Here is a 26,662-nt window from a genome sequence, read left to right as displayed (position 1 = left end):
AATTTATCCTTGTTCGATCAAACTTCCGATCCCTTGGTTTGTCAAAATTTCAATTAAGACGGAATGGGGCACTCGACCATCGATGATGTGGGCTCGTTTGACTCCAGAATCAATTGCACCCAAACAACACTCTACTTTTGGTATCATGCCTCCGGAGATCTGTCCAGTTTTTATGTAACCGTGAATGTCAGCTTTTTTGAGACCCGTTACCAATTGGCCATCGATTAGGATCCCTGGTGTGTCTGTGAGTAAAATGAGTTTGTCTGCATGGAGTGCTTGTGCAATCGCACCTGCCATTGTGTCTGCATTGATATTGAGAGTTTGTCCTTCTTTGGACATGGCAACTGGTGAGATGATCGGAATAAAACCTTCACGTTGTAAGGTGAGAATGATATTGGGATCAACGGATGTTATCTCTCCGACAAGACCTAAATCAATTTTTTGTGTTTTGCCTTCTTCTGTTTCCACTTCCATGAGGTATTTTTCTGCGATGGCAAGGCTACCATCTTTTCCAGAAAGGCCAACAGGTTTTCCACCTTTCTCTTGGATGAGGGAAACAATTTGTTTGTTGACTTTCCCGGTGAGAACCATCTCTACCACTTCCATTGTGGCTTCATCCGTCACACGGTGGCCTCGAATAAATTGTGTATTCAGATTTAATGACTTAATCAAAGAGTTGATTTCAGGTCCACCACCATGGACCACTACTGGATTGATTCCTAAATACTTGAGTAACACAATGTCTTCGGCAAAAGAAGCTTTGAGTTCCTCTTCCACCATGGCAGCGCCGCCGTATTTGATGACGATGGTTTTCCCAGAATAATTGATCAAATAGGGAAGTGCTTCTAAGATATGATTGATTTTTTCTGATTGGTGGGTCATAAAAGTCCTCATTTATGATAATGAATTTTAAAGCCGCCGTTGTGCAAGTCACAAGTACCGCAAGAGTCTCAAATAACCTAACCAAGTGTAGGCAACTTGTGGAGGAAGCTTCAAAGGCAGGAGCCAAGGTGATTGGCTTACCAGAAAACTTCTCCTTTATGGGAAGTGAATCCGAAAAACAAAATCTACTTGGCCAAATTGAAGAAGAAACCTTCTTCTTTTTGAAAGAAACCGCAAACGAACTTGGAATTTATCTTTTGGGAGGAGGGTTTCCTACCAAGGCACCATCGGGAAAGGTGTACAATACGGCAGTCATTTTTAATCCCAAAGGTGAAGAAGTTTTCCGTTACCACAAAGCCCATTTGTTTGATGCAGTTGTGGGAGACGGTTTCCCATACAAAGAATCGAAAAACACAGAAAGCGGTGAGAAGGTGCCAAACGTGGTCCAAACCGAGTATGGAAAACTTTCTTCTGCCATCTGTTATGACCTTCGTTTCCCAGAACTTTTCCGTGAGTTATCCAAACAAGGTGTAGATTTATGTTTTTTGCCGGCAGCCTTTACTGTTCCAACAGGAGAAGCTCATTGGCATGTACTCTTACGGGCAAGAGCCATTGAAAACCTGATGTATGTTTTGGCACCAGGGCAAACTGGTACCCACGACCCACATGGGAAACGAAAGACCTTTGGCCATTCACTCATCATTTCTCCTTGGGGAGAAATTTTAGCAGAATTAGACAGTGATGAAGGTTTTGCCATCGCAACGATTGAAATGGAAAAACTCTCTGAGATCCGAAATACCTTGCCCAGCTTACAACACCGAAGGTTTTGAATTTAAAAAAATGATTTTTTAGTCGTGGAAGATTTTTTCATTAAAAGAAAATCTTTCATCACCTTTTCAGCTGCTTTTTGTTTTTCCATGTGTACAAAATGTCCACATTCAGAAAATAACACTGCTTTCACATGAGGAGTAGTGCGTTCCAATTCCATCACATCTTTTCCTGGGATGATAGGATCCTCTTCACCTCGCATGATGAGCGTTGGCACTTGGTTTCCAAATACAATGGGTCGTATATCTGTGCGATCAAGCATCTCAAGGATCATTAAAATTTGCCTTGGGTTTAGGCATTCAAATTGAGGGTTGTATTCTTTGAGGAATTGTTTGATGTCTTCTCTTGCATGAAAAGCAGCGGAATCATAGACGCCATAGGAAAACCCAATTTGTAAGGCTTTGGGTAACGACTTTCCAATTTTAAAACCAAAGTCAAAAAAAGATCCTAAGTTCGCACGGAGTCCGACAACTCCAATCTTCAAAATCCCAGGGACCGGTCCATGTACATAAGGAGCAATCGCAATCACTTGTTTGATGCGTTGAGGAAAAAGAGATGCGATAGCAAGGACCGCCATTCCACCTGTCGAATGGCCCACGAGGGTGATGTCTTTTTCACCTGCGGAAGCCCAAATCCCTTGGGCTTGGGTTTCTAAAAAATCTTGTAAGGTAAGGCCTTTTTTTTGGTCAAAAATTTCTGCTGGGTAATGTCCAACTAAGTCAAGTTCGATGACATCTCCCAATGTTCGAAAAAAAGGAATGTTTAACCCCCAGTACCCAGCGGCAGAACACCATCCCCCAACAAGAACTATAACTTCTTTGGATTTTGGATTCAGAGATTTATGCCTAACATAGGTTAATCTATGATTTTTCCAATTGTATGTTTGTCTTTCTGACATAAGGTCCTCTAGTCTTCTATAATACGAGGGAAGGATCCCAAAATTTTTGTTACGACTTCATAATTGATAGTTCCAGTCCAAGTGGCATGGTCATCAGCAGAGATCACTTCGTTCCCAGATTTTCCTAAAATCACAACATCGTCACCAATTTTAGCATCTGGGATATGGGTGATATCGAGCATTGTCATATTCATGCAAATTCTACCTAGAATTTTTGCTCGTTCCCCATGAATCAACATATAACCATTGTTTGATAATTTTCGATCAAGACCTTCATAATAACCAACAGGAATAACCGCCAGTTTTGTTTCATGAGTGGTTTTAAATGTTGATCCGTATCCAACAAAGGTTCCTGGATTTAAATTTTGGATGTGTTGTATTTGGGTTTTCCAAGAAAGTGCAGGTTTCAACATACCTACATCTTTTTTCATAAGAGAAAGTGAAAGTTTGGTTTCGAGACTGGGCCAAAGTCCATAAAGCGAAATCCCAACGCGGACAAGGTCCATCCTTGCTTCTGAAAACAACATCGCCGATGCAGATGAGGCACAATGGCAAATTAGATCGATAAACCCGTGTTTAGCGAATGTATCAATGGCATCTTGGAAATTTCCCAATTGTAACATGGAATGGCTATGTTCAGTGAAATCTTCAGTACTTGCAAAGTGGGTAGCGATACCTGAAAGAGGGAGCTTTTTTTCTGAAATCTCTTTTGCAATCACCTCGGCATTTTGGTGTGGGATTCCAAGACGGCTCATCCCCGTGTCCACCTTCAAATGGATTTTGGGAGTGGGAGAAAGTTTTGCCAAAATCTCCATCTCTTCCACCCTTGAGACAAGTACCCAAAAGTTTTCATCAGCTAGCTCTGCTTTTCGTTCTGCTAAATTGGGAATACTTCCCATGATGAGAATGGTGGTCTTGGGGAATACGCGGCGAATCGAAAGTGCTTCTTCAAGTGAGTTCACCCCTAAATAATCTGCTCCTGCATCCAGGGCAATGGAAGCAGTGGCAAGTAGTCCATGGCCGTAAGCGTTTGACTTGACGATGGCTGTGAATTTTGTTTTGGGTCCAATGAGTTTGCGAAAAAGAGCAATGTTATGGCTAAAGGCAGAACGAGAGAGGTAAATCCGAGAAGATTGCACGGTCCCATTTTTTTTTACTTTTCTCTTCTGTCGCTTCAGATATTTCTATTTTTACATGTCTGAAACTCCATCTGTTTTCCCTACCTTCCCGAATTTCCCAAATTGGGACGGTATTTCCGAATATTTCCCCGTACAAAAAGAGTCGGTTTGGTTAAATTACTGTGGTACCACTCCTGTATCTACTTATGCCATTGAAATGTTAAACGTATACTTAAACGAGTATGCGAGGGTAGGAATTTTTACCCCCAATTTTTCTGAACCCTTTATCAAAAAAGAAATTCGTAACTACCTCTCTCAGATTTTACACTGTGATCCTTCTGAAATCGGGATCGTACATAACACAAGTGAGGGGATGAACTTGTATTCTCATAGCATCCAAATCCCCAAAGGCAAACGGATTCTAGTTTTGGAAAATGAATACCCAAGTAATGTTTACCCTTGGGAACATTGGCAATCCAAAGGTGTTTCTCTATCATTTGTGAAAGTAGGGAACACTCCCGATGAGTTTTTAGAAAACTTAAAATATGAATTGGATAAAAAGGATGTGTTTCTTCTTAGCCTATCGCCTGTTCACTGGTGCACTGGTGTGGTTTTTGATATGTATGCAGTTTCCAAACTTTGTGAAAATCACGGAACCAAACTTGTCATTGATGGGAGCCAAGCCGTTGGCCATATTCCTATGGATTTTTCTAAAATTAAAGTCGCCTTCTGTGCGTTTGCTGCTTGGAAATGGTTACTTGGTCCACTGGGGCTTGGGGTGATTTATATTTCCAAAGAAGAATCGAAAGGATTCCAATTGATTTTTAAAGGACAAGCAAGTGTTGTCAACGACTCCAATTATTTTCCCTACCGGGACGAATGGAAACCAGCTGCCGAACAATTTGAACAAAGTACAATCAACTTCAATGATTGGATTTATTTTTTCGCATCTCTAAAAATGTTATCGACTCTCGGTTTCGAACGTGTACAGGAAAGGATTTATGAAGTCGCGGGGATGTTAAAGGATTCACTCCATGAATTAGGATTTACCTTGGAATCAGATTTGTTCCCTCAAGTGAAAACAGGGATTCTTGCCATCACTGGTCATAAAGACCCAAAAAAATTCCAACCAGAAGTGATCCAATCCTACTTGAAACAAAATGGAATCATCACCGCTGTTCGGTTGGGTAGACTTCGGATGGCACCTCATATTGGAATTGAAAGGGAACATGTTCTTCGTGTGAAAGCCAACCTACAATCCTACTTGGAAAAGGAGTAAAGGGAAGTATCATAGTTTTGTGGAGACCCTTCATTCTATATCATGTTAACTTTGTTAGGAAATGTTTAAATTTTAGTGTATAGTCGAATTGCCAAACAAATTGTAAATGCCTTCCCACTTGTTTTACTTTTGATTGCAGGTGTTGGATTTTTAATTCCAGAATGGATTGTGTGGTTTAAAGGTCCGTGGATTACCTATAGTTTAGGTCTTATCATGCTGGGGATGGGATTATCACTTGAAGTGAATGATTTCATTCGGATTTTCAAACAACCAAAGCCAATCCTTATCGGGACTTGTTTGCAATATTCCATTATGCCAGTGTTAGGTTATCTACTCGGGTATTGGTTTTACTTACCCGAAGCTTATGCTGTCGGACTGATTCTTGTCTCTTGTTGTCCTGGAGGTACTGCGTCCAATGTGATAACTTTCCTTGCAAAGGCCAACGTTCCACTCAGTGTCACCTTAACTTCCGTATCAACCATCCTTGGAATCGTATTCACGCCATTACTAGTTGCCTTCTTCATTGGCAGTCGGTTGGAAATTGACCGACTAGGTCTTGTATTGACCACTTTCCAAGTGATCCTTGTGCCAGTAGGACTTGGACTTCTTTTTAAATCATTTTTTCCGAAAGTCACGGAACTGACAAAAGACCTATTCCCCGTACTTTCTGTACTCCTCATCGCCTTGATTGTGGCTTCTATCATCGCCAGTGGGAAAGAGACCATCCTTTCTTCTGACTTCAGGATCTTTTTTGCCGTGATTTGCCTACATTTAGGAGGGTTTGGACTGGGAGGTTTTTTCGCCTGGGTCCTCACTCGGGATACGAAAATTTCCCAAACCATATCCATTGAGGTGGGGATGCAAAACTCAGGTCTTGGTGCCGTTCTCGCTAAGACTCACTTCCTTGACCCAAACACAGCGATCCCGAGCGCACTTTCGAGCCTCACTCATTCTCTCCTCGGAAGTCTCTTTGCGACCTATTTTAGAAAGGAGATGAAAAAACCCGCTATTGTGAATTGACTATATATGGGGTCGGTACGTCATGGCATAAATTATGAGAGAAATCATAAAACTAACCTGTGTCCCATGTGCGATACCTGGGCGGTCAAATTACTTCCAGACTAAAAACAAAAAGACAAAGTCGGAAAAACTTGTGACAAAAAAATATTGCAAATTCTGCAAATCTCATACGGATCACAAGGAATCCAAAGTCTAAGGAATAAGATGCCGAAACCAGCTGCAAAATCCTCCGCCGAAAAGGGAGTCGACAAGAAGTTCATCGAAGAGGTGCGTGAGCTCCTCCAAGAGAAAAAAGAATCTCTTCTCATCAAACTCAACCAGTGGGAAGACACAAGTTCTCCTTCTGGCCTTAAGGAAATGGGAGATATTGCAGATATCGCATCCGAACTCAACTCAGAAGCCCTCACTTCTGTTTTGACTGAAAACGAAATTGAGACTCTTCGTGAGATTGAACTCGCGTTAGAAAAAATTGACAACGGAACCTATGGGATCTGTGAAGGGACTAAGAAAAAAATCCCTCTCGCTAGACTCAAAGCGATCCCGTGGACAAGATTCACTGTGGAATTTGCGGAACAAATGGCAAAAAGCCGCAACCGTGCTGGTGGTTACCGAATGGATTCCCTCTCGGCGTACCCAACCACAGGGATGGACGTAGATTCTCTCGACTAGAGAGAATCGATAAGTCCTTTTTTAATCCTTTCTTTCCCAAATACCGAATTCTCTTTTTCCCTTTAAAATACTATTGATTCGCCATACCATTCCTTAAACTCTTTCTATCGTGAGTTTTTTAGACCGGTTACGTTCCTTACCCATTATAGACTTAGTATTTTTCTTTTGCGCGAGTTTTCTCGTTTGGAACTTACACAGGTACGTAGAGCCAGTTCCGAAGGATATTTTTTACCCTTCATTCCTTTTACAATTTGCCTTTGGATTTTTCCCACAAATCTACCAAAGGAAATGGGGTAGAGTCTGGACAAGCCTTTCTGCCATTACGATGGTAAGGCTTCCCTTTCTTTCTGGTTTGCCAATGGTTGGATCTTACCAACTCGTTGGTTTATTCCTCGGTTCAATCCTTGGGATTTGGTTAAGAGAAACCTTGCTTGTGTTACTCGGTAGAAATGAAACTGCACTACCAAAACAATCAGAACAAATCATCACTGATTGGATGATTCGTAATCCTACTGGCAAGTCCAATCAGCCCATTTGGTATTCCACTTATTTTGGATTTTTGTTTTTCCTTTTATGCCTTACTATTTTGTGTTTTTTACAATACCAGGGAGTCGGTCTTTTCACTTGCCTTGGGATTCAAGAATTTTTATATTACACAAATCTTTCTTCCCGTGAAGCGATGGGACTTTCCTGTAAAATCCTCGTCCCCATCCTACTTGTAAGTTTATATTTTTTTTCCGAAGAGAGATCAATGCCCACACCTTCCAAAGATAGTTTATCAGAACAAATTCGTTTTGGTCTATTCTTAGGATTTGGGATCAACATCCTTGTGATGTGCATCCAATCAATTTGGAGTTTAGATTTTTTTGCCACGGGGACTCATCTGAGTGTGAGCGCAGGTCGAACCACAGGTTTATTCCAAGATTCAGGCTCTACATCTTGGATTTTGCCCGTAATCGGGTTTCTATGGATATCAAAACTAACGCATATTTGGCGAAAATCGAAAGAAAGATTTAGTTTGTTTCTATTGATTGTTTCGATTCTTATCATCACATGGCTTGGACTAAAACAAGGAAAGGCATTTTGGGTAATATGGGGAGTGTTTTTATCCGTTGGATTTGTCCAATTAACAACGGACCTTTGGATTATCTCATCTAGAAACAAAATCCTAATTAGGATTGGGATTTATATACTATTACCTGTGTTTGGTTGTCTATTTCTGTATGGGATCAGTTTGGTAAAAAAAGAGTGGTACTTAGTTGATTTGGCCAAACGAGTGATGTTGTTTCTCAAATCTTTCCCTGAAAATCCCGGTGCAGCTTTCCAACACTTAGATTTAGTTCGATATGAACTCATCAAAGTTTGTAACCTGGGAATCATTGAAAATCCTTGGATGGGAAATGGTATTGGTACATTCCCACTACACTTACTTTCTCCTACTCATTTATCTTCCAATTCAATCATTCCTTTCGTTGATTTCCCTCCAACATTTTACCATTGGATACTGTATGAACTGGGTATTTTTGGTACTGTGATATTTCTTTTTTACATTGGGATTTTTCTTTGGGAAAGAGGCCTATGGAAACAAACTATTTTACTTCTCGTTCCATTTTTGTTTGGAGTACAAATCCAAAATGCAGATGGAGCCTTTGTTTGTTTTTACTTAGTATTACTCGGTGAAAAAGGTACGGGATTTTCACTTAGTTTTGATAAATATAGAAAGACAATATGGTTTTCAACATTACTTCTTATCCTTTCCATAGGTTTTCCTCTTAACTATACATTGTTTGATTCACAGAAATTTTTGGATGATGGAATAGGATCTGAATTTCGTAAAGATCAATTGAAAGAATACCAAATTGCATACACGATCCCACCGAAGTCTCCAAATTATGAATATGAGTTTCATGGAAAAGTTTGGGAATGGAAAATGAGTGAATCCCAATCTCTCAGGAATGGTCGAATTTTTTTAGAAACGAATTCCCAATCATCACTTGTTGAAATTTATTTTTATAATAACGATCGGGTTCGGATCAAAGAGGAACTTTTTGTCCAATCAAAAAATGGTTTTTTATGGTCAGGTGAGGCTCCAAAAGGGGCCAGTTATATCCGAATCCAATCGAGATCCAAGCTGGAATTTAGAGTACCAAAATCACAATTTGATGGAATCGGAAGGTTTCAGTTTTAAACAAAAATTTGGCAAACAAAAGTTAGGTGATTTTCTATCGCATCAATAAAGTAATCTTTAAAAACAGTGTACAATCAAGTAAGTCTACGGATATACAGATCCTTTGTGATTTTTGCGACTGTTTTACCATCTTCTCCAAGAACCAACACTTCGTAGGTTCGAATTGTTTTTTTCTCTTTTTGTAAAATTGATTTGATCTCGGCGAATTCGGAATCGGGTAAGTGGAACGTTGCAGTCACTGTCCCTTCACCTGGTTTGACAAAGTCAATATTTGCACCTTTGTCCCATACCATATAATCCTTCCCAAGATTTTTCATCAGCAAAAACATATAGAAAGGATCACACATTGAATACAATGAACCACCAAAATGTGTTCCAACATAATTTGTATTCGATAAAATGAGAGGCATAGAAACTACCATTGTATTATCATCCACTAATTTCGGTAGGATGTTGGCTCCTTCATATGGTTTGAACATACGAAATGCTTGTTCGAATCCATATGTTTCTTCTAAAAATTTCCACAAAGGATTCACTTGGTAGCTAAGTAAAATTTCTCGATTTCTCATTCTTCCATATTTTCTTTAGTAGAACATTCAGTCTATTTGTTTTCGGTATTAAACTAGGAGTATTTTATCAGTAGCACGATGAATGTTTTGGATTTTTGATCTTAAAACTTCAGTTGTTTTTAAAATATCTTGTTGTGCAGAACGAATTTCTTCACATTCATTTTGGATTGTATTGGATAAAGCTTGGATTTCATCCAAATTGCCATTGATTGTAACAATCTCTCCATAAACTTCTCCTGATGTATCACGAACTCTTTCGGCAACATCATCCAATGTTTTTGCTTTCGAGAGAATGGCACCCCCTCGAGATTTTAATTCTTGGATAGATTGGACAACTTCTGCAATGGTTCCGTGTACAACATGGATCTCTCCTGCAATATATTGGAAGGCATTCCCAGATTCGATTCCTAATTTTTCCGCTCGTTTGTAGTCTGTTACATTTTCATTTAATATTTTGGATATTTGTTTTGCATTATTGGCAGTCAATGTTGATAAATTTTTGATTTCATCTGCAATGACAGTAAATCCTTTTCCCTCTGAACCAGAATGAGTTGCTTCAATGGCAGCATTGATTGCAAGTAAGTTGGTTTGTTTGGAAACACCATTGATAAAATCAATGAGTTTTAGAATGTTCCCTGAGGATTCACTGATCCTTTGTATGGTTGTATTGGTATCATTTACTTTTTTCCTTCCATCTTGGCTAAGATGGACTAAATTTTCCATTGTTTCGTTCCGACTTTGGATCTCTGCAATGACAATATTCACTATATCAAACATGATATTGATTTCCTCTGAAGTTTTTCCAACTGCTTCCATTAGCTTTACTTCCTCCGTTGCAAGTTGAGAAACAATCTGGTAAACTCGATCAATATCATTTCCTGTCGTTCGGATTTTTAAATTTAAATCTATAATATGGTCACCGATAGAATCGAGTCTCTTATGTAAATCTGAGCAGGTATCAAGAAGGTTTTCTGAGTATTCATAGATATCGATTCCTAAACCGGAAAGCATCAGAACTGGATCAGTTTGGATTATCTTTGATTCGTCTTGATGGCCTCTGTTTTTTTTGATTTCGATCATTCGAAAAAAAGAGAATGCTAATATGCTAATTAAAAAAAATTGTAGGGGGATTCGGTAGTTTACTAGGACATGTCCGAAATACATTTGAATTCCAATGATCCCAATTAGCAAAAGGAATAAACTATTGTTGGCAGAATCATTCGAAATGAAACGGGAAAATAAGCTTTTTTGATCATTCTGGGTTTGTTTTTTTGGCATCGAATTCCCTATTTTTTTTCATGTATCTTAATTTTTATCGAGTAAATTTGAGAAAAAATACATCTAATGCTTAGACTATGATATTCACGAAAAGGGAAATCGAAGAACATTACCCGCTCTCTGAACGATTACGTTTAGAAAAAGCAAAATCACAAAATTCTGTCATCTATTGGATCAATGAGTTGGTTCGCAACCAAGTCAGAGGGGCAGAGGATGTGACAAGCCTCATCGAAGTCACAAAAGATTTGGTGATGCAAGTGGAAGACTTATATGCAGAAAAAGAAATTTCTCTGACAAAAGTCACAGACCAATCGTCAAACTCTATAGAGTTGGACTCGATAGAAGAACAAATCTCGGATCTCTATGCAGAAAAAGAGTTTTTGTTGCAACATACCAAAACAAGTTCCATTGCTGAGGTAATTGCCCTCATCCGTGGAATGGAAGATCAGCTGAACTCGATGTATTCAGAATACGAAACTTAAAAACATTCGATAGGAATCAAATTAATGAGCAAATTTATAGACCCAAATATTTTAGGAAAACTCGGAACACTTGGCCAAACAGATGCAGATGCTTATCCGTTTGGAATTGTCAAAGTGGACGAATCTGGGAAAATTTTATTGTATAACAAATACGAATCAGAACTTGCAAATGTTCCGATCCAAACAGCAGTCGGTAAAAACTTTTTTACAGAAGTTGCCATTTGTACCAATAATCGTATTTTCTATGGTCGTTTCAAAGAGGGTATGATTTCTGGAGATTTGGACATTGCATTCAATTATGTATTTACCTACAAAATGAAACCAACGAATGTTGTGATCCATTTGTACCACGACAAAACTTCCAATACCAATTGGATTTTTGTCAAACTCAGATAAAAACAAAAACATTGTGACTAGAAATCGGAAGAGACAGGAGAGAATTCATCTCCTTTCTTTTCATTGTAAATAAATCTTTTCATTTAAATACCCTTCGATCCCAGAAAGACTTACAAAAAAACTAGTTTGTTTATCTTCTTCTGGGATTTTTGCTCCAATTTTTTTCTCTAATTTCAGAAACAACTCAGTGAACAGTATGGAATCCATTCCACAGTCATAAATCAAATGTTGGTCCGATTTTGGGACGTATCCTAAAATTGACTTTAAAATAGCAGAGACCGTTGTTTCGGAATTAATCTCAAAAAATTCTTTGCCTTTATCTTCCATGGATTTCAGCCGCGAAAATTCATCTAAACAGAGTTTTGTGATGATTTGGTAATCAATTTTTCCATTTGGAAGTTTGGGAATAGAGTTTTGCCTTAGAATGACACGAGGGATATGGCTAGATGGGAGTTCATTTCGTAATGTATGGTAAATTTGGTCCACTGGGGTAGCTGAATTTGTGAACAACCCGATGGTATCTCCCGATTCATGAAGGACTGGAACACAAACAAATATACCATCCAATGGTAATCCTAAGATTTCTGATTCAATTCGATCGAGAGAAACTCGTTTGCCTTTGTGTTTTATGATTCGGTCTTTCCTTCCCATTAAATAAAAACCAAGTTCAGAATTTTCTCCTAAATCTCCAGTCGCATAATAGGAATTTGGTTGTAACGTATGGGTCACCCATGTGTTGGCCTCAAAGGTATCATATCGTTTTGAAACAAATGGACTTTTGACTAAAAGTTCATTTTCTTCACCTAATGTTTGAAATGTGAATTGAATATCTTTTAAAAATAAAAATCGATTTTGTCTGAGTGGATCTCGGTAACCCATCCCACCTGTTTCTGTAGAACCATAAATTTCTAAAATGGAAATTTTGCCTCTCTCTCGTAACTCACGGGCTAGGGGGACTGGGAATTTCATCCCAGAAACAATCGCACGTTCCGGTAGTTCCAGGCCATTGGTAGCTGTTAGTTGTAAATGAGGAGCAGAAGTGATCCAAAGTTTGTTCGGTATCGTGGTTGGATTTGGTCCGACATGGATAGGGATATCTAGAGCCTTTGGAATGAGATACCCCCAAAGGAATCCATACAAATGGCAAAGGGGGACTTGCACTTCGATTTTTTTGATACCTTGGAAGAAAGATTGTATCTCAGGTTCTGAGAGCCATACATCCAATTCATTTTGGATTTCTATCCATTGTTTCCAAACCAATTTAGGAGAACCAGTGGAACCAGATGTTACCAAACCAAAAGATTTTGGATTTCCATTTTGCGGGAGGTTGGAAAACAATAATTGTTTTTCGAGTGCCGTCCCTTTCCAGAGAGGGTCGACAAGGATGGGTTGATCTGATTCTAAGTCTTCGAAGAATTTGCCTGAAAGAAAATAATCTGTGTCAGCGAACCGTAAGAGGGAGGCCATAAAACAAAAATCCTCCCCCCTAGGTTTAGGAGGAAGGATTTCTTTAGTAAAGGTAGGTTTGTTTTTAAGCGGCTTTAGGATTTCCCATTTTTCGTTTCATGAGAAAACCGAGAGCTGCTCCCACAACAATGAGACTTGCTGAAACTTCAAATGCATTCTTGCGAACTGCTTTGATTAAGTAAGCGGTAAATCCATTGTCTGAATAGAAATCACTGACACGAACCACATAGGATGGTCTGTTTGCCGCAGGGATTTGATCAATATGCAAATACCAATCTTTATGAGCCACACCATTCGAGTTCATCCAAGAATTGAAGAAAATGTAACCAGAAGTTGATTGATTTCGAATATCAGCCCCTTCAGTTGGGTGATTGAAAACACCTGGAACAATGATCGCCCATGGGAAACCATTTTTATCCAAGAAGGCATCTTTACCACTTGCATCTTTGAAATAACCCGGACGGTAGATTTGTCTAAACACACCATCTGTCTTTTGGTTGATGGCTAAGAAGTAGTTTAAATGTCCACCTACTAGGTTCTTCGTTGCATTGAGATCTATTGGTTCTTCAAAGGTAATTGTAACTTGAGCTGTGACCCCTCTTACAAAGTCATTGATTGTAAAGGTAGATCCAGCAGATGGTGCATTTTTCTTTCCGAACAATGTTTTATCAGAGCTAGGGAGGATTAAAACACCTCGTTTGAGTTGGGCAGCTGTGAGAGTTCCACCAGTACAGTCTCCTGCAGTGTTTGCAGTGTATTTGGAAGCGGAAGCACAACCATTCCAAGGATTTCCTTGTCCGTCCAGATAACTCACTTGCACAGTTGCATTCGTTGGAACATCAAGAGATAGTCTTAACTCATGATTGTATCCAGCACCTTTTGCCACATGTGTGTAAGTCCCACGAATCGTTTTTACTTTGTTAGATGGAGTTTTGTCCATCTCAGTGCTAAACACAGTTGAATGGTCGTTTAAGTCAGCATCTCCTGCAGAAGGGAACATGTCCTCAAACGCAATTGTATAACGACCAGAGCGAGCAACTGTTGCTAAACTTGGATCATCTGGAAATTCATCGAAATTGTTTGCGATTCCGTCACAGTCTGAGTCAACCGCTTGCACACAACCATTCACAGGTTGGAAATTGGTTGTGTCTACGTTCACAACTGGTGCCACTACAACAGTCCCTTCAGAACCAGTTCCCGTTGCAGGTTGTTGGATGGGTGCAGACCCAACGATCTCTTCTACTTCGCCAGTTGTTGGATTCACTCCAATAATACTGATATCAACAGAAACCACGGTAGGAGGGACACTGATTGGGATCGTTACAGATCCATTTCCGTCAGTGGTTCCCACTCCAACGACATTGGGTTCTCCAGTCGTAATGGATTCAGTGACAGTCACTGGTGCGTTGGTAACAGGTCCTGATTCGTTTACGATCACAACCGTAACTGGAACTGTAATATTTGTTTCAAAATTAAAATCTCCACCGTTTGTTTGGTCTACAACCGTTGTTGTTGTTTCATTGTTAACGGTAGTCGGAGCCGGTGTTGGAGGCGCTGCTGGCGTTGGAGTTACTACCGAAGGAGTTTCCGCATTATTTGTCTCACCATCGCCCGAGTTTGTCTCAGGTGTTGCCACTTGGCCTGGGTCAGTTGTTTCGAGTCCGACAACTGTGAAGGTTCCATTGCCATTATTTGCTGATGCAGTGTTTGCTTGCGTTGCGCCATCTCCAAGCCCTAAAAAGGGGAGTAATAACATTCCTTTTTTCTTATTGGAGCAATCCACTAGAAAAAGGGGGAGGGGGAGCACCAAAAGAATGATCCATCGTTTCATATATTTTTCCTACCTGTATAGTGGATTGAACGACAAATACTGAAAATAATCAACGTTCTTTTGGAAAAAATTAGGGAAATCCATGGGATTTTTGGGGGGAAGTACGAACAGAATTCAAAAAAAGTAAATCCATTCACAGCGATTAGACATAATTGTTCAAAAAACCATCAAACTTCCTTTTTTGCAACATGTGCCACTGCGTTTCCAAATACAAAATTTTGGAACCGGACTTCTTGGAAACCAAGCTCCGTTAAAATTTGGGAGAGAGTTTCTTGGTCTGGGTAAGTTTTGGAAGAATGAGGAAGGTAATCAAACATCTCGTTTTGTTTCCCATATAACAAATACCCGAAAATAGGTACAATTTTGAAAAAGTAAAAATCAGCAAAGATTTTGAGGAATTGAGGTCTCACTCGACCCACATCCAAATTCACAAACACTCCACCTTTCTTTAACACTCGTTTGATTTCTAAAAGGCATAGTTTTAAATCAGAGACATTCCTCAATCCAAAGCCCATGGTCACAATGTCAAAACTTCCCTCTGAGAATTGTTTTAGGTCCATCGCATCCCCCACAAGGAGTTTGACATGGGATTTTCCATCTATTTTCGGAAAGGCATACGACAACATTTGTTCCGAGAAATCGAGCCCTACGACGGATTCTAGGTTTGGATCAATGGAGAGCCTATAAGTGATGTCACCTGTCCCACAACATAGATCTAAGGCAGACTTGGCAGTGGGGACGACTTTTTTTGCTTCTTTTACCACCCAATCCTTCCAGATCCGGTGGAGGAAAAAACTATTCCAATCATTGAAGCGATCATAGGCTTTGGCGATCCCATCAAAATTATTTCTAACATATTCCGGTTTCTTTTCTTGGGATGGCAGTTTGTATTGGTTCATAGAGGTCGATACATCCATGAATTGGACATTTTCAATTCCCGCAATTTTGATTTTTATCCTTCTTTTCTCTTTTTCGATCCTTTCATTTGCCTATTTTTTACGATTGACCCTCGGTTTTCGAAAATTGGAATCCAAGGAATCAAGAAATACCTATTTTCCAAATCTTCCAACCGAAGATGAATTGGATTTATTTTTTTCTCCCTTAGAACGCATTGCCCTATGGTTTCCAACAATTGCATCTCTTTCGATGTTACTAGGTTTATTAGGTACTGTGATTGGGATTAGCACGGCTTTTGGTGAAATGGAAGCCCAAGGGAAGGTAAGTTTGGAAGTACTCGCTCATGGAATCAAAGATGCATTGAACACTACCATTGCCGGATTACTTGTGGCGATTCCTTCTCTTTTTTTTCACCGAGTCATTGAGAACAAAATACGATATATTTCTGAATTAATTATCAAAGACCATTCTAAAATCCAATGAGAGTTAGAAAGCCAAAACAAGAGACCTCAATCGATATCAGTAGTTTGATTGATGTTTTGTTTATCCTACTCATTTTTTTAATGTTAGCGGTTCGTTTTACAGAACCAACCTCAACCATTTCCATTGATTTACCAAAATCGAAAACAGATCAATTTGGTACAGAATCAATTCCATTAAGAATCCAACTCAAATCAAATGGGGAATTATACAAAAATCAAATCAAAATGGATATTGAAACCTTTGCCAATTCTTTAGAAATGAATACCGATGGTAATCTTGGTGTCAGTTTAGAAGTGGACCAACATACTGAATTCGGAACCTTTGTTCAAGTTACAGATATCCTAAAATCAAAAAAATACCTAAAAATAGACATTAAAACAAAAAAAGAATAACTATCTAACTAGACGTAGATTGAACCAAATCAATTAAAAATTTGTATCGTTTGTTTTTTACTTTTTCTAAAAGGATAGTTTTGCCTTTATCATCGAATGGGATTGTCCCAAGTAGTTGTAATAATTGACCAAAGTTTTGGATTTTGATCATCATTAAAATTTCATTTTTAAATGGATTTTCTTTTGAGTTTAAAAAGTTTTGAACAAATTCTTTCTCTGTATCATCTGCTTTCGTTATATGCCAAACTTCCTTTGAATCTGTAGGGCCAATTTTTGATTTCTGAAGCAGTTCAATGGGGATGTCTTGTAAATGATTTAAAGGTAACTCAAAAACAAATGTAGAACCTTTATTGAGATCACTTTCAACTTGGATAGTCCCGCCTAAAAAATCAACTAACTGATGCGAGATGGAAAGCCCCAAACCTGTCCCTTCTTGGTAAGAACTTCCTTGTTCGGTTTGTTGGAAAGCTTCAAAAATAGAATGGAGTTGGTCACGTGGAATTCCAATTCCCGAATCTTTAACAATAAATTTTACCAAATCAATGTTAGGTTCCAGTCCATACTTGGTTTGGATTTCCATGTTTACAAATCCTTGGTTGGTGAATTTTAAAGCATTCCCAAGTAAATTTACCAAAATTTGTCTGATTTTTTGTAAATCAGCTTCGTAATATTTATTTTCAATGGTTTCTGGATGTAATAGTTCAAATTGGATATTTTTTTCAGCAAATCGGTATGAAAACATTGAAAATAAAGTATCCCATAATTGCACAAGAGAAAACTTTTCTCTAGTTTCTGTCATTTTCCCTGCTTCTATTTTAGAAAGATCTAATATATCATTGATCATACCAAGTAGATGGACTCCATTTTCATACAATGAGTTGACATACCCTTTTAAATGTTCTGGTAGATTTGGATCCTTTTCTAAAATTTGTGAAAAACCTATGACTGCATGTAGTGGAGTACGTAACTCGTGAGTGATTTTCGAAAAAAAGACCGATTTGGATTGGTTTGCCTTTATCGCAGCCTCCACTGCTTTTTGGAGTCGTTTGTTTTGTAATTGGATTTTTTGGGAGTAGTCGTTTAACTTATCTTCAGCTATTTTTCGATCAGTGATATCAAAAACTGTTGATTTGCTTATGACAAAGATTCCATTTTTATCAAAAGTTGGAATCGAATTCAAACTGACAAAAAATGTCGATTGATCTTTGCGTACGAATTCTAATTCTACTCCTGTTAAGTTTTCATGAGGAAAAGAATGTACAATCTGTTCAAATTTTTCATAACTACTGGGTGTTAATAAATCATTGATTCGTAAATTTCCGACAATTTCTTCTCTAGAATAGCCTAACCAATCAAGTTCAGTATCGTTGATTGAAACAACAACATTGTCCTTGTCAAGTGAGTGATAACCACAAGGAGCATTGTTATATAAGTCCAAAATCCTTTCATAAGATTTCATAAGATTTTCTTCAGCAATTTTACGATTTGTGATATCAATTCCTATAGATAATACTTCATAAGGGTAACCAAACTCATTTTTTAAAATACGATTTGACCAAGTAACAGTTCTTTTGTCATCACTTCCAACATACACATCAAATTCTTGTCGGATATTTTGTTCTGGTCTGTGAAAGATATTCCAAAGTAAAGATTTAATTTCATTCGACTTTTCAAATTGAATCCGGAACAAATCTAAAACTAAATCTTTACCTTCCACTTGGTCTTTTGCAATTTGAAAAAATTCTTCAGCATATGGGTTTACAGAATGAATTCGGAAATCTGGACTCCATCGTATGATAATTGAGTTTGCAGTATCATAAATGTCTTGGTATTGTTTTTCCTTTTCGCGTATAACACGTTCAATCTCTTCAGAGTTCGTAAGATTTTTTCGAAATAATATTTGCCTAAGTTTTTTTTCTCTTCTATATGCATTATGATAAAAGTATGCATAAAACAAAAGAGTGGAAGCAATGCATATGGCGATGATTTGGTCTATCATTTCACTTCTAATAATAACATTGTCATATCATCTGCGACCTTCCCTTCAGAAAACTGCAGCACTTCCTCGGAGATAGAATCTAAAAACTGTCTGGATGGGAGTTGGATATTTTTTTCGACGATCTCAGAGAATTTTTGATCTCCTAAATAATCTTCTTTTTGATTTGGAACTTCAAACATACCATCGGAAAATAAAAATAATCGGTCTCCCGATTGTAATATAATGTCCTCGTTGTTTGTGTTAAGCATATCAGGAAACATCATAAGACAAAATCCTTTTGTACCTAACTTTTTGATTTTATGATCACGAAGTAAAAACATATGGTGGTGGCCTGCCATTGAAAAAGATAATAAATTTTCTTCGGCACGGTATCTTATATAAACAGCACTGATAAAATGGGTACTAATGAGTGGTGTTAATGTATTATGTATCCAAAACAAACATTCACTAGGTGACAAAAATGATTTGTTCATTGTTTTGAAGGTGATGATTGCCATTAGCGAAACCATCGCAGCAGCAATGCCATGACCAGTCACATCACCAAATAAAATGTCCAAGTCTCCTGATGGTAAAACATCATAAGTTATTAGGTCTCCTCCTACTAAGTCCATAGGTTTGTATGATGTGTAAATTTCATATAATGGGGAAGGAGGGAATTGGAACGTGACCAATTTTTCTTGGTTTGTTTTTGCAAGTTCCAAATCTTTTTGAATGGCATATAATAAATCAATGCGTTCTTTTTCTAATGTTTTAATTTTGATATGTGTGCGTATCCTTGCTAATATTTCAGATTCCTGGAAGGGTTTGGTAATATAATCAACAGCTCCTGTTTCGAGACCTTTGACAATATCACTTGTTTCATTTAAAGCAGATAAGAAAAGAATGGGAGTGTTTTTATGCCGTTCCATTGATAAAAGTCGTTTGGCAACTTCAAGACCACTGATCCCTGGCAAAAGAATATCGAGTAAAATCAAATCAAAATCTAAAACTTCAGCGAGTTCTAAAGCATATTCGCCATCATAAGCTACGGCAACTTCGAATCCTTGGCCAAGTAAAATATGGGTGATGATTTCCATATTGGTTTCATTGTCATCTACAACTAAAATTTTTGTGGCTAATTTAGAATTCACTATGCAAAAAGGATGGTTTACAAAAACCTTTTGGCAAGATTTTTTTAAATGATACTAGTTTCAAATCACAAATGAGAAAAATCATCCACATTGATATGGATGCATTTTATGCATCAGTCGAACAACGCGATTTCCCAGAAATGAGAGGGAAACCTGTAGTGGTAGGTGGTTCTCCGCATTCTAGAGGAGTCGTTTGTGCTGCAAGTTATGAAGCGAGAAAATTTGGAATTCGTTCAGCGATTTCTTGTTACCAAGCATACAAACTTTGTCCCGACGCTATTTTTACCCCACCGAGATTTGAAGTTTATAAATCTGTCTCTAAAGAAATTCGTTCCATCTTTTTAGAATACACAGAACTTGTGGAACCACTTTCTCTTGACGAAGCATATTTAGATGTCACGACAAATATTCCAAATATCCCACTTGCGAGTACAATCGCAAAAGAAATTAGAAAAAAAATATGGGAACGTACTTCGCTTACATGTTCAGCAGGAGTCGCAACAAACAAGTTTTTGGCGAAGATGGCATCGGAAAAAAACAAACCCAATGGTCTTTATGTTGTTTTGCCAGGAGAAGAAATTTCATTTTTAGATGCTCTCCCTCTTTATCAATTTTTTGGAATTGGAAAAAAAACGTATGAGAAATTCCGACAATTGGGCTTTTCAAATGGTAAAGATTTACGATTGGCAGATGAGTCTTTCCTTTTGAAGGAATTTGGTAAAATGGGAGCTGTTTTTTATAGAATGGCGCGAGGGATCGATGATAGGGAAGTGATTCCATTTAGGGATCCAAAATCTATTGGTGTTGAGACTACGTTTACTCACGATTCAGATGATTTTTCTTATTTTTTACTGACCTTGGAGACTCTTGCAAAAGAACTCGAAGTAAGGATGCTGAAAAAAAACAAAAAAGGAAAAACTCTGACTTTAAAAGTAAAGTTTGAAGATTTCACCGTAAAACAAAAATCGCTTACCTCTGATTCCGTTTTCTACTTGGCAGACAATCTTTTCCAACAATCCTCGAACTTGTTGGCAAATGTCTGGAAAGATAATTTTGATCCTCCCAAAAAAATTCGCCTTTTGGGATTATCTGTCACCAATTTTAATGAAAAAGAAATAAGAGGAGACCAACCCTCTTTGTTCGGATAATATATGTTAGATGATGAAAATGATTTAGAATCTTTAGGACCTTTAAAAGTATTACGTGTAAAAGGTGATCCTGATGCACCGACAGTCGTTTTGTTCCACGGTTATGGTGCCAGTGCATTTGATTTGTATCCGATCCATGAAGTCCTTGTTACCGATCAAAAATTCAATTGGGTTTTCCCTCATGGCCATTTGAGTATACCTCTCATGCCTGGATATTCTGGTAGAGCATGGTTCCCAATTGATATGGCTGCTTTAGAAGAAGCCATCCGAAAAAATGATTTTCGTAATTTTGCTGACAAAGACCCCGAAGGAATGGATATCGCAAGAGCTTCCGCTTATTTGATGTTAGAGGCGCTTGGAGTTCCTTGGAACCAATTGATCCTTGGTGGATTTTCCCAAGGTGCCATGTTAGCCACAGACATTACACTCCGAAATGAAAAAACTTCCAAAGGACTGATGATCCTATCAGGAGCTTTGGTGAATGAATCCCTTTGGAAAGAATTGGCTCCTAAAAAGGCAAATCTTCGTTTTTTCCAATCTCATGGGGAGTATGATCCTATATTAGGTTATGCGAATGCGAAAAAATTAGAAAAATTACTTCGGAATTCGGGTCTCTTAGGGGAATTCATCGCATTTTCTGGTGGGCATGAAATCCCAAGTCCCGTTGTCCAAGGGATCAGTCGGTATTTAAACAGTTTATCTTAATTGTTTCCCCCGGTAAAATTTAAAGTGTCATCTGAAAAACGTTTCTGTCTAAGTTACGGATGGTTGTTATGAAACATTTAGTAAGTCTCTTTTTGGTTTTGGGTATGTCCCAAACTTTGTTTGCACAAAACTTTGATCACAAACATAGTGTTTGGGATTTATTACTTAAAAAACACGTTAAAAATGGCCTTGTCTCTTACAAAGGTTTTATCACCGATTCCACAACCTTGAATGGATATCTTGAAACTCTAACAAAAGTTTCGGAAAACCAATACCAGTCATTTTCAGATAAAGAAAAAATGAGTTTTTTGATAAATGCATACAATGCATTTACAGTGAAACTCATAATCGACCATTACCCAATAGATAGTATAACTGACATTGGATCTCCAATTTCAAAAATCAATTTAGCTCGTGGCATTCCATGGAAAAAAGAATTCTTTAGTTTATTAGGGAAGTCCAGACACCTAGATTGGATTGAACATGAAAAATTGAGAAAAGATTTTGCAGAACCTCGTATTCACTTTGCGATTGTTTGTGCATCGATTGGGTGTCCCAATTTACTCTCAGAGGCGTACAATCCATCTTTATTAGAGAAACAATTACAATCTGCAAAGATTGGATTCTTAAAAAATCCTAAAAAAAATTCTTATGATAAAGCATCGAACACTTTGTATTTAAGTAAAATTTTCAATTGGTTCCAACCTGATTTTACAAAAAAAACAAGTTTGATTCAATTTATCCAAGATGGGTTTGAAGACACAATTAAACCAGATGCCAAAATCATTTACAATGAGTACAATTGGGATCTTAACGAACAAAAATAAAGTTATTTTAACTGAATAGGCTTCTTTGATTGGATACGAACGTGAGAGAAAAATTTAGGGAACTAATACAAATTCGTATGTAATGGAAGCTGTTTTTTCTAAAGTTTTTGCTACGGAACAATACTTCTCTAAACTCAAATCAATTGCACGTTTTACTTGAGATTCTTGGAAATCTCCTTTTACAAAAAACTTCATGTGGATGTTTTTGAAAAGATTGGCTTCACCAACTTTTTCTCGGTCTGCTTCAACATCCACAGAATAATCTTTCACTTCAATGCGATGTTTATTTAAGATCATCAATACATCAATGCTACTACAACCGGCAAGCCCCATGATCAAAAGTTCCATTGGTCTTGGTCCTGAATTTTTACCACCAATCTCTGGTGAGGCATCAATCTTTATTGAATTTCCTGATTCGTTGGTAACTTCGAGAACAAAAGGGGATTCGATTCGTTTTAAATGGATATGCATAATCTTTTTTACCGATAAATGGCGGGGTTTAGTCCCCGCCACTTTCCACTATTTATTCGGTTGTGGAGTGTATCGTAAATAAGGTTTGATGGTTCTGAATCCTTTTGGAAATTTTTTCTTCGCATCTTCATCTGTGACAGAAGGCACGATGATTGTATCTTCTCCATCTTTCCAATTCGCAGGCGTTGCGACACTGAACTGCGATGTGAGTTGTAAAGAGTCAATCACACGAAGTAACTCATCAAAATTTCTACCTGTAGATGCAGGATAGGTCAAAGTTAGTTTTACTTTTTTATCTGGACCCACAACAAATACGGAACGCACAGTGGTTGTCTCACTTGCATTTGGGTGAATCATATCGTACAAATTGGATACTTTTTTATCTGCATCCGCAATGATTGGGTAGTTAACATTCGTGTTTTGTGTCTCGTTGATGTCAGAGATCCAACCTTTATGGCTATCGACTGGGTCAACCGATAATGCGATCACTTTCACATTTCTTTTTTCAAACTCAGGTTTGATTTTTGCCACATAACCTAATTCAGTCGTACAAACTGGAGTGTAATCTTTTGGGTGGGAAAATAAAATCCCCCAACTTTGTCCTAAGTATTCATGGAAGTCAATTTTACCTTCCGAAGTTTCCGCTTGGAAATTGGGTGCTTCATCGCCGAGTCGTAGTGCCATGGATGTTTCTCCTATAGGGTCTATTACTTCCCAATATTGAAACTATATCCCCAAATGCAAGGAAAATATACAATTTATTAGATATTTTGTCTAGTTTAGCGGAATTAAATCTATAAATTCTACTTTTTTGTCCTTGTGAACGAACCATCCCAATCCAATTCAGGGGGTGATTCTATATAATATTGGCATCGTTCTAAGAGGAGTTTACTGGCTTCATCTTTTGTTGCTTTGTATAAACTTTCAAATTGGGATTTAGCATCAGAAAACTTTCGGTTGAAATAAGAAAAAAGTGCCGTTTCATAAGAGTTTACAAATTTTTTCTCCGCCTCTGTTTCTTCGCCTTTTTTACACTTCACTTCATACAAAGTGACAGGTTTTGATTTCCCTTTCACTCGGACTGTATCCAGTTTTCTCGTAAAAAAATGATCTTTGATTTCATCATGCACAAACTCAGAGACCAAAATACAAACCCCATAATCTTTACCTGCAGCTTCGAGTCTAGCAGCAAGGTTAACGGTATCACCCATCATGGTGTAAGAGGCAAGGGCATCTGTTCCCATAAAGCCAACTTTCGCATAACCTAGGTTAAGACCAATTCGGAAAGTCATATTATGGGCTTCAGGGATATATGATTTTTTTTCTATCCATTCCTTTTTTAATACTTCGAGTTTATCTCTCATTTCCACACTGGCAGTGACTGCTTTTAAACAATGGTTTTCAACATCGAGCGGTGCATTGAAGATTCCAACTATGGCATCACCGATGTATTTATCTAATACACCATCATGTTGTTTGAGGATAAGAGTCATGGCAGATAAATATTCATTGAGAAGGTCTGCTAGTTCTTTTGAATTGAGTTTCTCTGAGATAGTACTAAAACCAGCAATGTCTGAGAAAAATGCAGTGATGACTTTTTCACTCCCTCGTTTTAATTTCTCTAAATCCTTTAAAGCTTCTCCAACTACAACTGGATCCACCATACTTCCAAGGACCCCTCGCATCTTTTCTCTTTCTTTGAGACCGGACACCATTTGGTTGAGAGCGATTGTTAGGTTCCCAAACTCATCATTTCCACCATCGTCAAATTGAACATTTAAATTTCCTTGTCCCACATCTTCAGCACTACGAATGATCTTTCGTATCTTTTGTACAACAACACCAGAAATAAAAATTGCAAATAAAATGGCAACGAGGCAGATTGTGATCGCAGTAAAAACTATCTGGTTTCGATTATCTTTGATAGCGCGAATACCGTCGGTACGATCAACTAAAGTTCGGATGAGACCTGAAAAATTATCTCGTAACACCATGAGCGGAACATTTTCTGCTTCTAACAAATGGGCCGAATCTAAGCGCCACATGATCTCTTCCGATTCACTACGGGAATGACCAAAACTTCCATCTGGGAAAAGTTTTTTTAAATCCTTTGGGGGAGTTTCTTGTTCTGCCGAAACAATCCACTTACGTATGGCTTTCCACCGGTTTCGATGTGATTCTCTCACCTCTGGGTCTTGGTAATACTTTTCATATTCTAGTGGATCGGTTTTAAATTTTAAGAGGATCCAATCTTCTAATGTAACATCTCGCAAACTACGTAAAGATTCAATTTTTTCTTCAGATTCTTTCGGGATTGGATATCGTAAGGATACTTCATCATATATTTTCTCCCTATCAGAAGTCAACTCCTGATAGGATTTGTAATAACTTGTGAAAAGTTTGTCTTTTGCAGGGGGGATAGGAGGTTTTGCATTTTTTAAGAATTGGATTCGTTCTCTTAGTTTCGGTATCAATTGTGCGAGTTCATTTGTAATTCGGTAATCTTCTTTGATTACTTCTCGATAGTCACCTAATTTTGATTTGATGCTAATTAGATTAAATGCACGTTTTGTTGAATTTTGGTGACGAAATAACGGAGAATGAAGTGCTTGGATCTCTCTATCTTGCCATTCATAAACATATTGTTTTTCACCTTCATCAACAGTTGTGATATCATCTGATAGTTTTTGGAAGGAATCCACTAAACTACTTTCCATTTGGTCGAAATGTTCGATTTTTGCTAAAGGAGAAGTATTATCGATGATTTGAGTATCAAACGAGGCAATCGATGTTTCTCCTTGAATCATAGCCGATATAGGGAACGTTTGGATACGGAATAATTGTGTATCAAGTCCTAACTCTTCTAGTTTTCTTTTTTTGGATTCAGCATAAAACTTAGCAATGAACAAATCAAGTTTGGATTTGTGATTGCGCATTTCCTTTTTGATAGTTTTGAGATCCATTTCCCACTTCGCTTTTGCTTCCGTTTCTTCTGGAGTAGGTTGTTTGATGATTTCTAAATATTTTTCCTCATTTTTGACATATGCAGAAGCAAGACTTTCTAATGAATGCCATTCCTTTTCACTGATGTTACGATTTGAGGCATCTTTCAATTGGTCACGAATTTCTTTTTCTAGTATAGCGACATCATCCTTCGTGAGATAAACGGAATAAAAAGTATCAAATTTTTTTAGTACCCGCGAAGTTCCGAGGGAACCAAATAAATTTGTTTTGAATCCGAACACAGAGACGGTTTTTTTCTTGGTCACCAATTTGGCAGTTTGGTATTTTTTTAACTCTTCTTGTTGTTTTTCGATTCTAGATTTAAACTCCTCAATTCGAATTAAATTTTGGGAAATGGATTCAATTTCCATCACAAGACCTGCAATAAAATTTTTGGAGACTGCAGCTTGTTTTTCGTAACTTTCAGAAAGGATCGCAGTCTGTTGGCGGACTGTAATGATGGACAAGAGCAAAATGGTTAAGGCTATCAAAGTACCTGTAAACCAAGCAAGTTTTGCACGAATCCCTTCCGATAGGATTTTCCAAAGGGAGATCAATCCAGACTGAATCATTTTAAAAAATTCCATATACTTGACTGTACACTAAAAAGACAAATTGATAATGCAAGATTTTTTGTACTCCATCTTTAATATTGTTAGGTGGAGAATGTTAACAAACTACTAAGTTGGAGACCGAAGATTC

The 26,662-nt window shown here is 37.8% G+C and carries 26 protein-coding genes; 13 read left to right on the top strand and 13 right to left on the bottom strand.

All coding sequences use genetic code 11. The features are described 5' to 3' along the window. Window positions 1-3: 3 nt before the first annotated feature. The gene (gene argB, locus EHQ43_RS00905) at window positions 4-882 is read right to left on the bottom strand and encodes an acetylglutamate kinase (RefSeq protein ID WP_135742653.1); all 879 of its coding nucleotides are present in this window, start codon (window positions 880-882) and stop codon (window positions 4-6) included. 20 nt (window positions 883-902) lie between these two features. Here argB and EHQ43_RS00900 point away from each other — a divergent pair, with 20 nt between their 5' ends. Further along, window positions 903-1,712 (top strand): carbon-nitrogen hydrolase family protein, encoded by an 810-nt coding sequence (locus tag EHQ43_RS00900; RefSeq protein WP_135742654.1) that lies wholly within the window; start codon window positions 903-905, stop codon window positions 1,710-1,712. A gap of 2 nt (window positions 1,713-1,714) precedes the next feature. On the opposite strand, the gene EHQ43_RS00895 is transcribed toward EHQ43_RS00900, so the two are convergent. Further along, window positions 1,715-2,608, bottom strand: a complete 894-nt coding sequence (locus tag EHQ43_RS00895; protein WP_135742655.1) for an alpha/beta fold hydrolase — start codon at window positions 2,606-2,608, stop codon at window positions 1,715-1,717. 8 nt (window positions 2,609-2,616) lie between these two features. After that, complete coding sequence (gene alr, locus EHQ43_RS00890) at window positions 2,617-3,747, bottom strand: alanine racemase (RefSeq protein WP_135742656.1); 1,131 nt, start codon at window positions 3,745-3,747, stop codon at window positions 2,617-2,619. Window positions 3,748-3,802: 55 nt separating this feature from the next. Here alr and EHQ43_RS00885 point away from each other — a divergent pair, with 55 nt between their 5' ends. The 5 genes from EHQ43_RS00885 (at window position 3,803) to EHQ43_RS00865 (ending at window position 8,882) form a co-directional block, all read left to right on the top strand. Further along, window positions 3,803-5,005, top strand: a complete 1,203-nt coding sequence (locus tag EHQ43_RS00885; RefSeq protein WP_135753792.1) for an aminotransferase class V-fold PLP-dependent enzyme — start codon at window positions 3,803-3,805, stop codon at window positions 5,003-5,005. A 75-nt stretch (window positions 5,006-5,080) separates the two neighbouring features. Beyond that, a complete protein-coding gene (locus tag EHQ43_RS00880; protein WP_135742658.1) occupies window positions 5,081-6,025 on the top strand; it encodes a bile acid:sodium symporter family protein in 945 nt (314 codons plus the stop codon). A 34-nt stretch (window positions 6,026-6,059) separates the two neighbouring features. After that, the gene (rpmG, locus tag EHQ43_RS00875; RefSeq protein WP_081431684.1) at window positions 6,060-6,221 is read left to right on the top strand and encodes a 50S ribosomal protein L33; all 162 of its coding nucleotides are present in this window, start codon (window positions 6,060-6,062) and stop codon (window positions 6,219-6,221) included. An 8-nt stretch (window positions 6,222-6,229) separates the two neighbouring features. Next, window positions 6,230-6,694, top strand: a complete 465-nt coding sequence (locus tag EHQ43_RS00870) for a TraR/DksA family transcriptional regulator (protein ID WP_135742659.1) — start codon at window positions 6,230-6,232, stop codon at window positions 6,692-6,694. Between the two features lie 109 nt (window positions 6,695-6,803). Beyond that, complete coding sequence (locus tag EHQ43_RS00865; RefSeq protein ID WP_135769894.1) at window positions 6,804-8,882, top strand: hypothetical protein; 2,079 nt, start codon at window positions 6,804-6,806, stop codon at window positions 8,880-8,882. 74 nt (window positions 8,883-8,956) lie between these two features. Here EHQ43_RS00865 and EHQ43_RS00860 read toward each other — a convergent pair whose 3' ends face one another. Together EHQ43_RS00860 and EHQ43_RS00855 are read right to left on the bottom strand one after the other, a co-directional pair. Next, window positions 8,957-9,451, bottom strand: coding sequence for a YiiD C-terminal domain-containing protein (locus tag EHQ43_RS00860; RefSeq protein ID WP_135742661.1), 495 nt, complete (start codon window positions 9,449-9,451; stop codon window positions 8,957-8,959). 48 nt (window positions 9,452-9,499) lie between these two features. Further along, the gene (locus EHQ43_RS00855) at window positions 9,500-10,729 is read right to left on the bottom strand and encodes a methyl-accepting chemotaxis protein (protein ID WP_135769893.1); all 1,230 of its coding nucleotides are present in this window, start codon (window positions 10,727-10,729) and stop codon (window positions 9,500-9,502) included. A 77-nt stretch (window positions 10,730-10,806) separates the two neighbouring features. Here EHQ43_RS00855 and EHQ43_RS00850 point away from each other — a divergent pair, with 77 nt between their 5' ends. Both EHQ43_RS00850 and EHQ43_RS00845 read left to right on the top strand, forming a co-directional pair. Next, window positions 10,807-11,211 carry a hypothetical protein gene (locus EHQ43_RS00850; RefSeq protein WP_135753795.1) on the top strand — a complete coding sequence of 135 codons (405 nt, stop codon included), beginning with the start codon at window positions 10,807-10,809 and terminating at the stop codon, window positions 11,209-11,211. Window positions 11,212-11,235: 24 nt separating this feature from the next. Further along, entirely contained in the window at window positions 11,236-11,607 is a 372-nt protein-coding gene (locus EHQ43_RS00845; protein WP_135742664.1) for a PAS domain-containing protein, read from the top strand. Between the two features lie 60 nt (window positions 11,608-11,667). On the opposite strand, the gene EHQ43_RS00840 is transcribed toward EHQ43_RS00845, so the two are convergent. The 3 genes from EHQ43_RS00840 to EHQ43_RS00830 form a co-directional block, all read right to left on the bottom strand. Continuing rightward, a complete protein-coding gene (locus EHQ43_RS00840; protein WP_135769892.1) occupies window positions 11,668-13,074 on the bottom strand; it encodes a phosphopantetheine-binding protein in 1,407 nt (468 codons plus the stop codon). 64 nt (window positions 13,075-13,138) lie between these two features. Further along, window positions 13,139-14,905, bottom strand: a complete 1,767-nt coding sequence (locus EHQ43_RS00835) for an LruC domain-containing protein (protein ID WP_135769891.1) — start codon at window positions 14,903-14,905, stop codon at window positions 13,139-13,141. A 167-nt stretch (window positions 14,906-15,072) separates the two neighbouring features. After that, window positions 15,073-15,804, bottom strand: a complete 732-nt coding sequence (locus EHQ43_RS00830) for a ubiquinone/menaquinone biosynthesis methyltransferase (protein ID WP_135769890.1) — start codon at window positions 15,802-15,804, stop codon at window positions 15,073-15,075. Window positions 15,805-15,820: 16 nt separating this feature from the next. Here EHQ43_RS00830 and EHQ43_RS00825 point away from each other — a divergent pair, with 16 nt between their 5' ends. Both EHQ43_RS00825 and EHQ43_RS00820 read left to right on the top strand, forming a co-directional pair. Further along, the gene (locus EHQ43_RS00825; RefSeq protein WP_135742667.1) at window positions 15,821-16,285 is read left to right on the top strand and encodes a MotA/TolQ/ExbB proton channel family protein; all 465 of its coding nucleotides are present in this window, start codon (window positions 15,821-15,823) and stop codon (window positions 16,283-16,285) included. Further along, window positions 16,282-16,677: an ExbD/TolR family protein gene (locus tag EHQ43_RS00820; RefSeq protein ID WP_135742668.1), complete on the top strand. Its 396-nt coding sequence runs from the start codon at window positions 16,282-16,284 to the stop codon at window positions 16,675-16,677. Before EHQ43_RS00825 ends, EHQ43_RS00820 begins: the two co-directional genes overlap by 4 nt. 4 nt (window positions 16,678-16,681) lie before the next feature. Here EHQ43_RS00820 and EHQ43_RS00815 read toward each other — a convergent pair whose 3' ends face one another. Together EHQ43_RS00815 and EHQ43_RS00810 are read right to left on the bottom strand one after the other, a co-directional pair. Then, window positions 16,682-18,676 (bottom strand): PAS domain-containing sensor histidine kinase, encoded by a 1,995-nt coding sequence (locus EHQ43_RS00815; protein ID WP_135769889.1) that lies wholly within the window; start codon window positions 18,674-18,676, stop codon window positions 16,682-16,684. Continuing rightward, window positions 18,673-19,806, bottom strand: coding sequence for a PP2C family protein-serine/threonine phosphatase (locus EHQ43_RS00810; RefSeq protein ID WP_135742670.1), 1,134 nt, complete (start codon window positions 19,804-19,806; stop codon window positions 18,673-18,675). The genes EHQ43_RS00815 and EHQ43_RS00810 overlap by 4 nt, the downstream gene beginning before the upstream one ends. Before the next feature lie 71 nt (window positions 19,807-19,877). Here EHQ43_RS00810 and dinB point away from each other — a divergent pair, with 71 nt between their 5' ends. From dinB to EHQ43_RS00795, 3 genes are all read left to right on the top strand, one after another. After that, a complete protein-coding gene (gene dinB / locus EHQ43_RS00805; protein ID WP_135742671.1) occupies window positions 19,878-20,954 on the top strand; it encodes a DNA polymerase IV in 1,077 nt (358 codons plus the stop codon). 3 nt (window positions 20,955-20,957) lie between these two features. Next, a complete protein-coding gene (locus tag EHQ43_RS00800; protein WP_135753799.1) occupies window positions 20,958-21,659 on the top strand; it encodes an alpha/beta hydrolase in 702 nt (233 codons plus the stop codon). Between the two features lie 68 nt (window positions 21,660-21,727). Next, window positions 21,728-22,486 (top strand): DUF547 domain-containing protein, encoded by a 759-nt coding sequence (locus EHQ43_RS00795; RefSeq protein WP_135742673.1) that lies wholly within the window; start codon window positions 21,728-21,730, stop codon window positions 22,484-22,486. A gap of 54 nt (window positions 22,487-22,540) precedes the next feature. Here the strand turns inward: EHQ43_RS00795 and EHQ43_RS00790 are convergent, their stop codons facing one another. The 3 genes from EHQ43_RS00790 to EHQ43_RS00780 all read right to left on the bottom strand — a co-directional run bounded on the left by EHQ43_RS00790 (window position 22,541) and on the right by EHQ43_RS00780 (window position 26,532). Further along, window positions 22,541-22,957, bottom strand: coding sequence for an OsmC family protein (locus EHQ43_RS00790; RefSeq protein WP_135742674.1), 417 nt, complete (start codon window positions 22,955-22,957; stop codon window positions 22,541-22,543). A 48-nt stretch (window positions 22,958-23,005) separates the two neighbouring features. Further along, the gene (locus EHQ43_RS00785; RefSeq protein WP_135742675.1) at window positions 23,006-23,641 is read right to left on the bottom strand and encodes a peroxiredoxin; all 636 of its coding nucleotides are present in this window, start codon (window positions 23,639-23,641) and stop codon (window positions 23,006-23,008) included. A gap of 119 nt (window positions 23,642-23,760) precedes the next feature. Continuing rightward, window positions 23,761-26,532: an adenylate/guanylate cyclase domain-containing protein gene (locus tag EHQ43_RS00780; RefSeq protein ID WP_135742676.1), complete on the bottom strand. Its 2,772-nt coding sequence runs from the start codon at window positions 26,530-26,532 to the stop codon at window positions 23,761-23,763. Window positions 26,533-26,662: the final 130 nt, after the last annotated feature.

It is taken from the genome of Leptospira bouyouniensis (genome assembly GCF_004769525.1).
In the GTDB taxonomy this organism is placed as follows: Bacteria; Spirochaetota; Leptospiria; order Leptospirales; family Leptospiraceae; genus Leptospira_A; species Leptospira_A bouyouniensis.
This window is presented reverse-complemented; position numbering and strand designations above follow the sequence as displayed.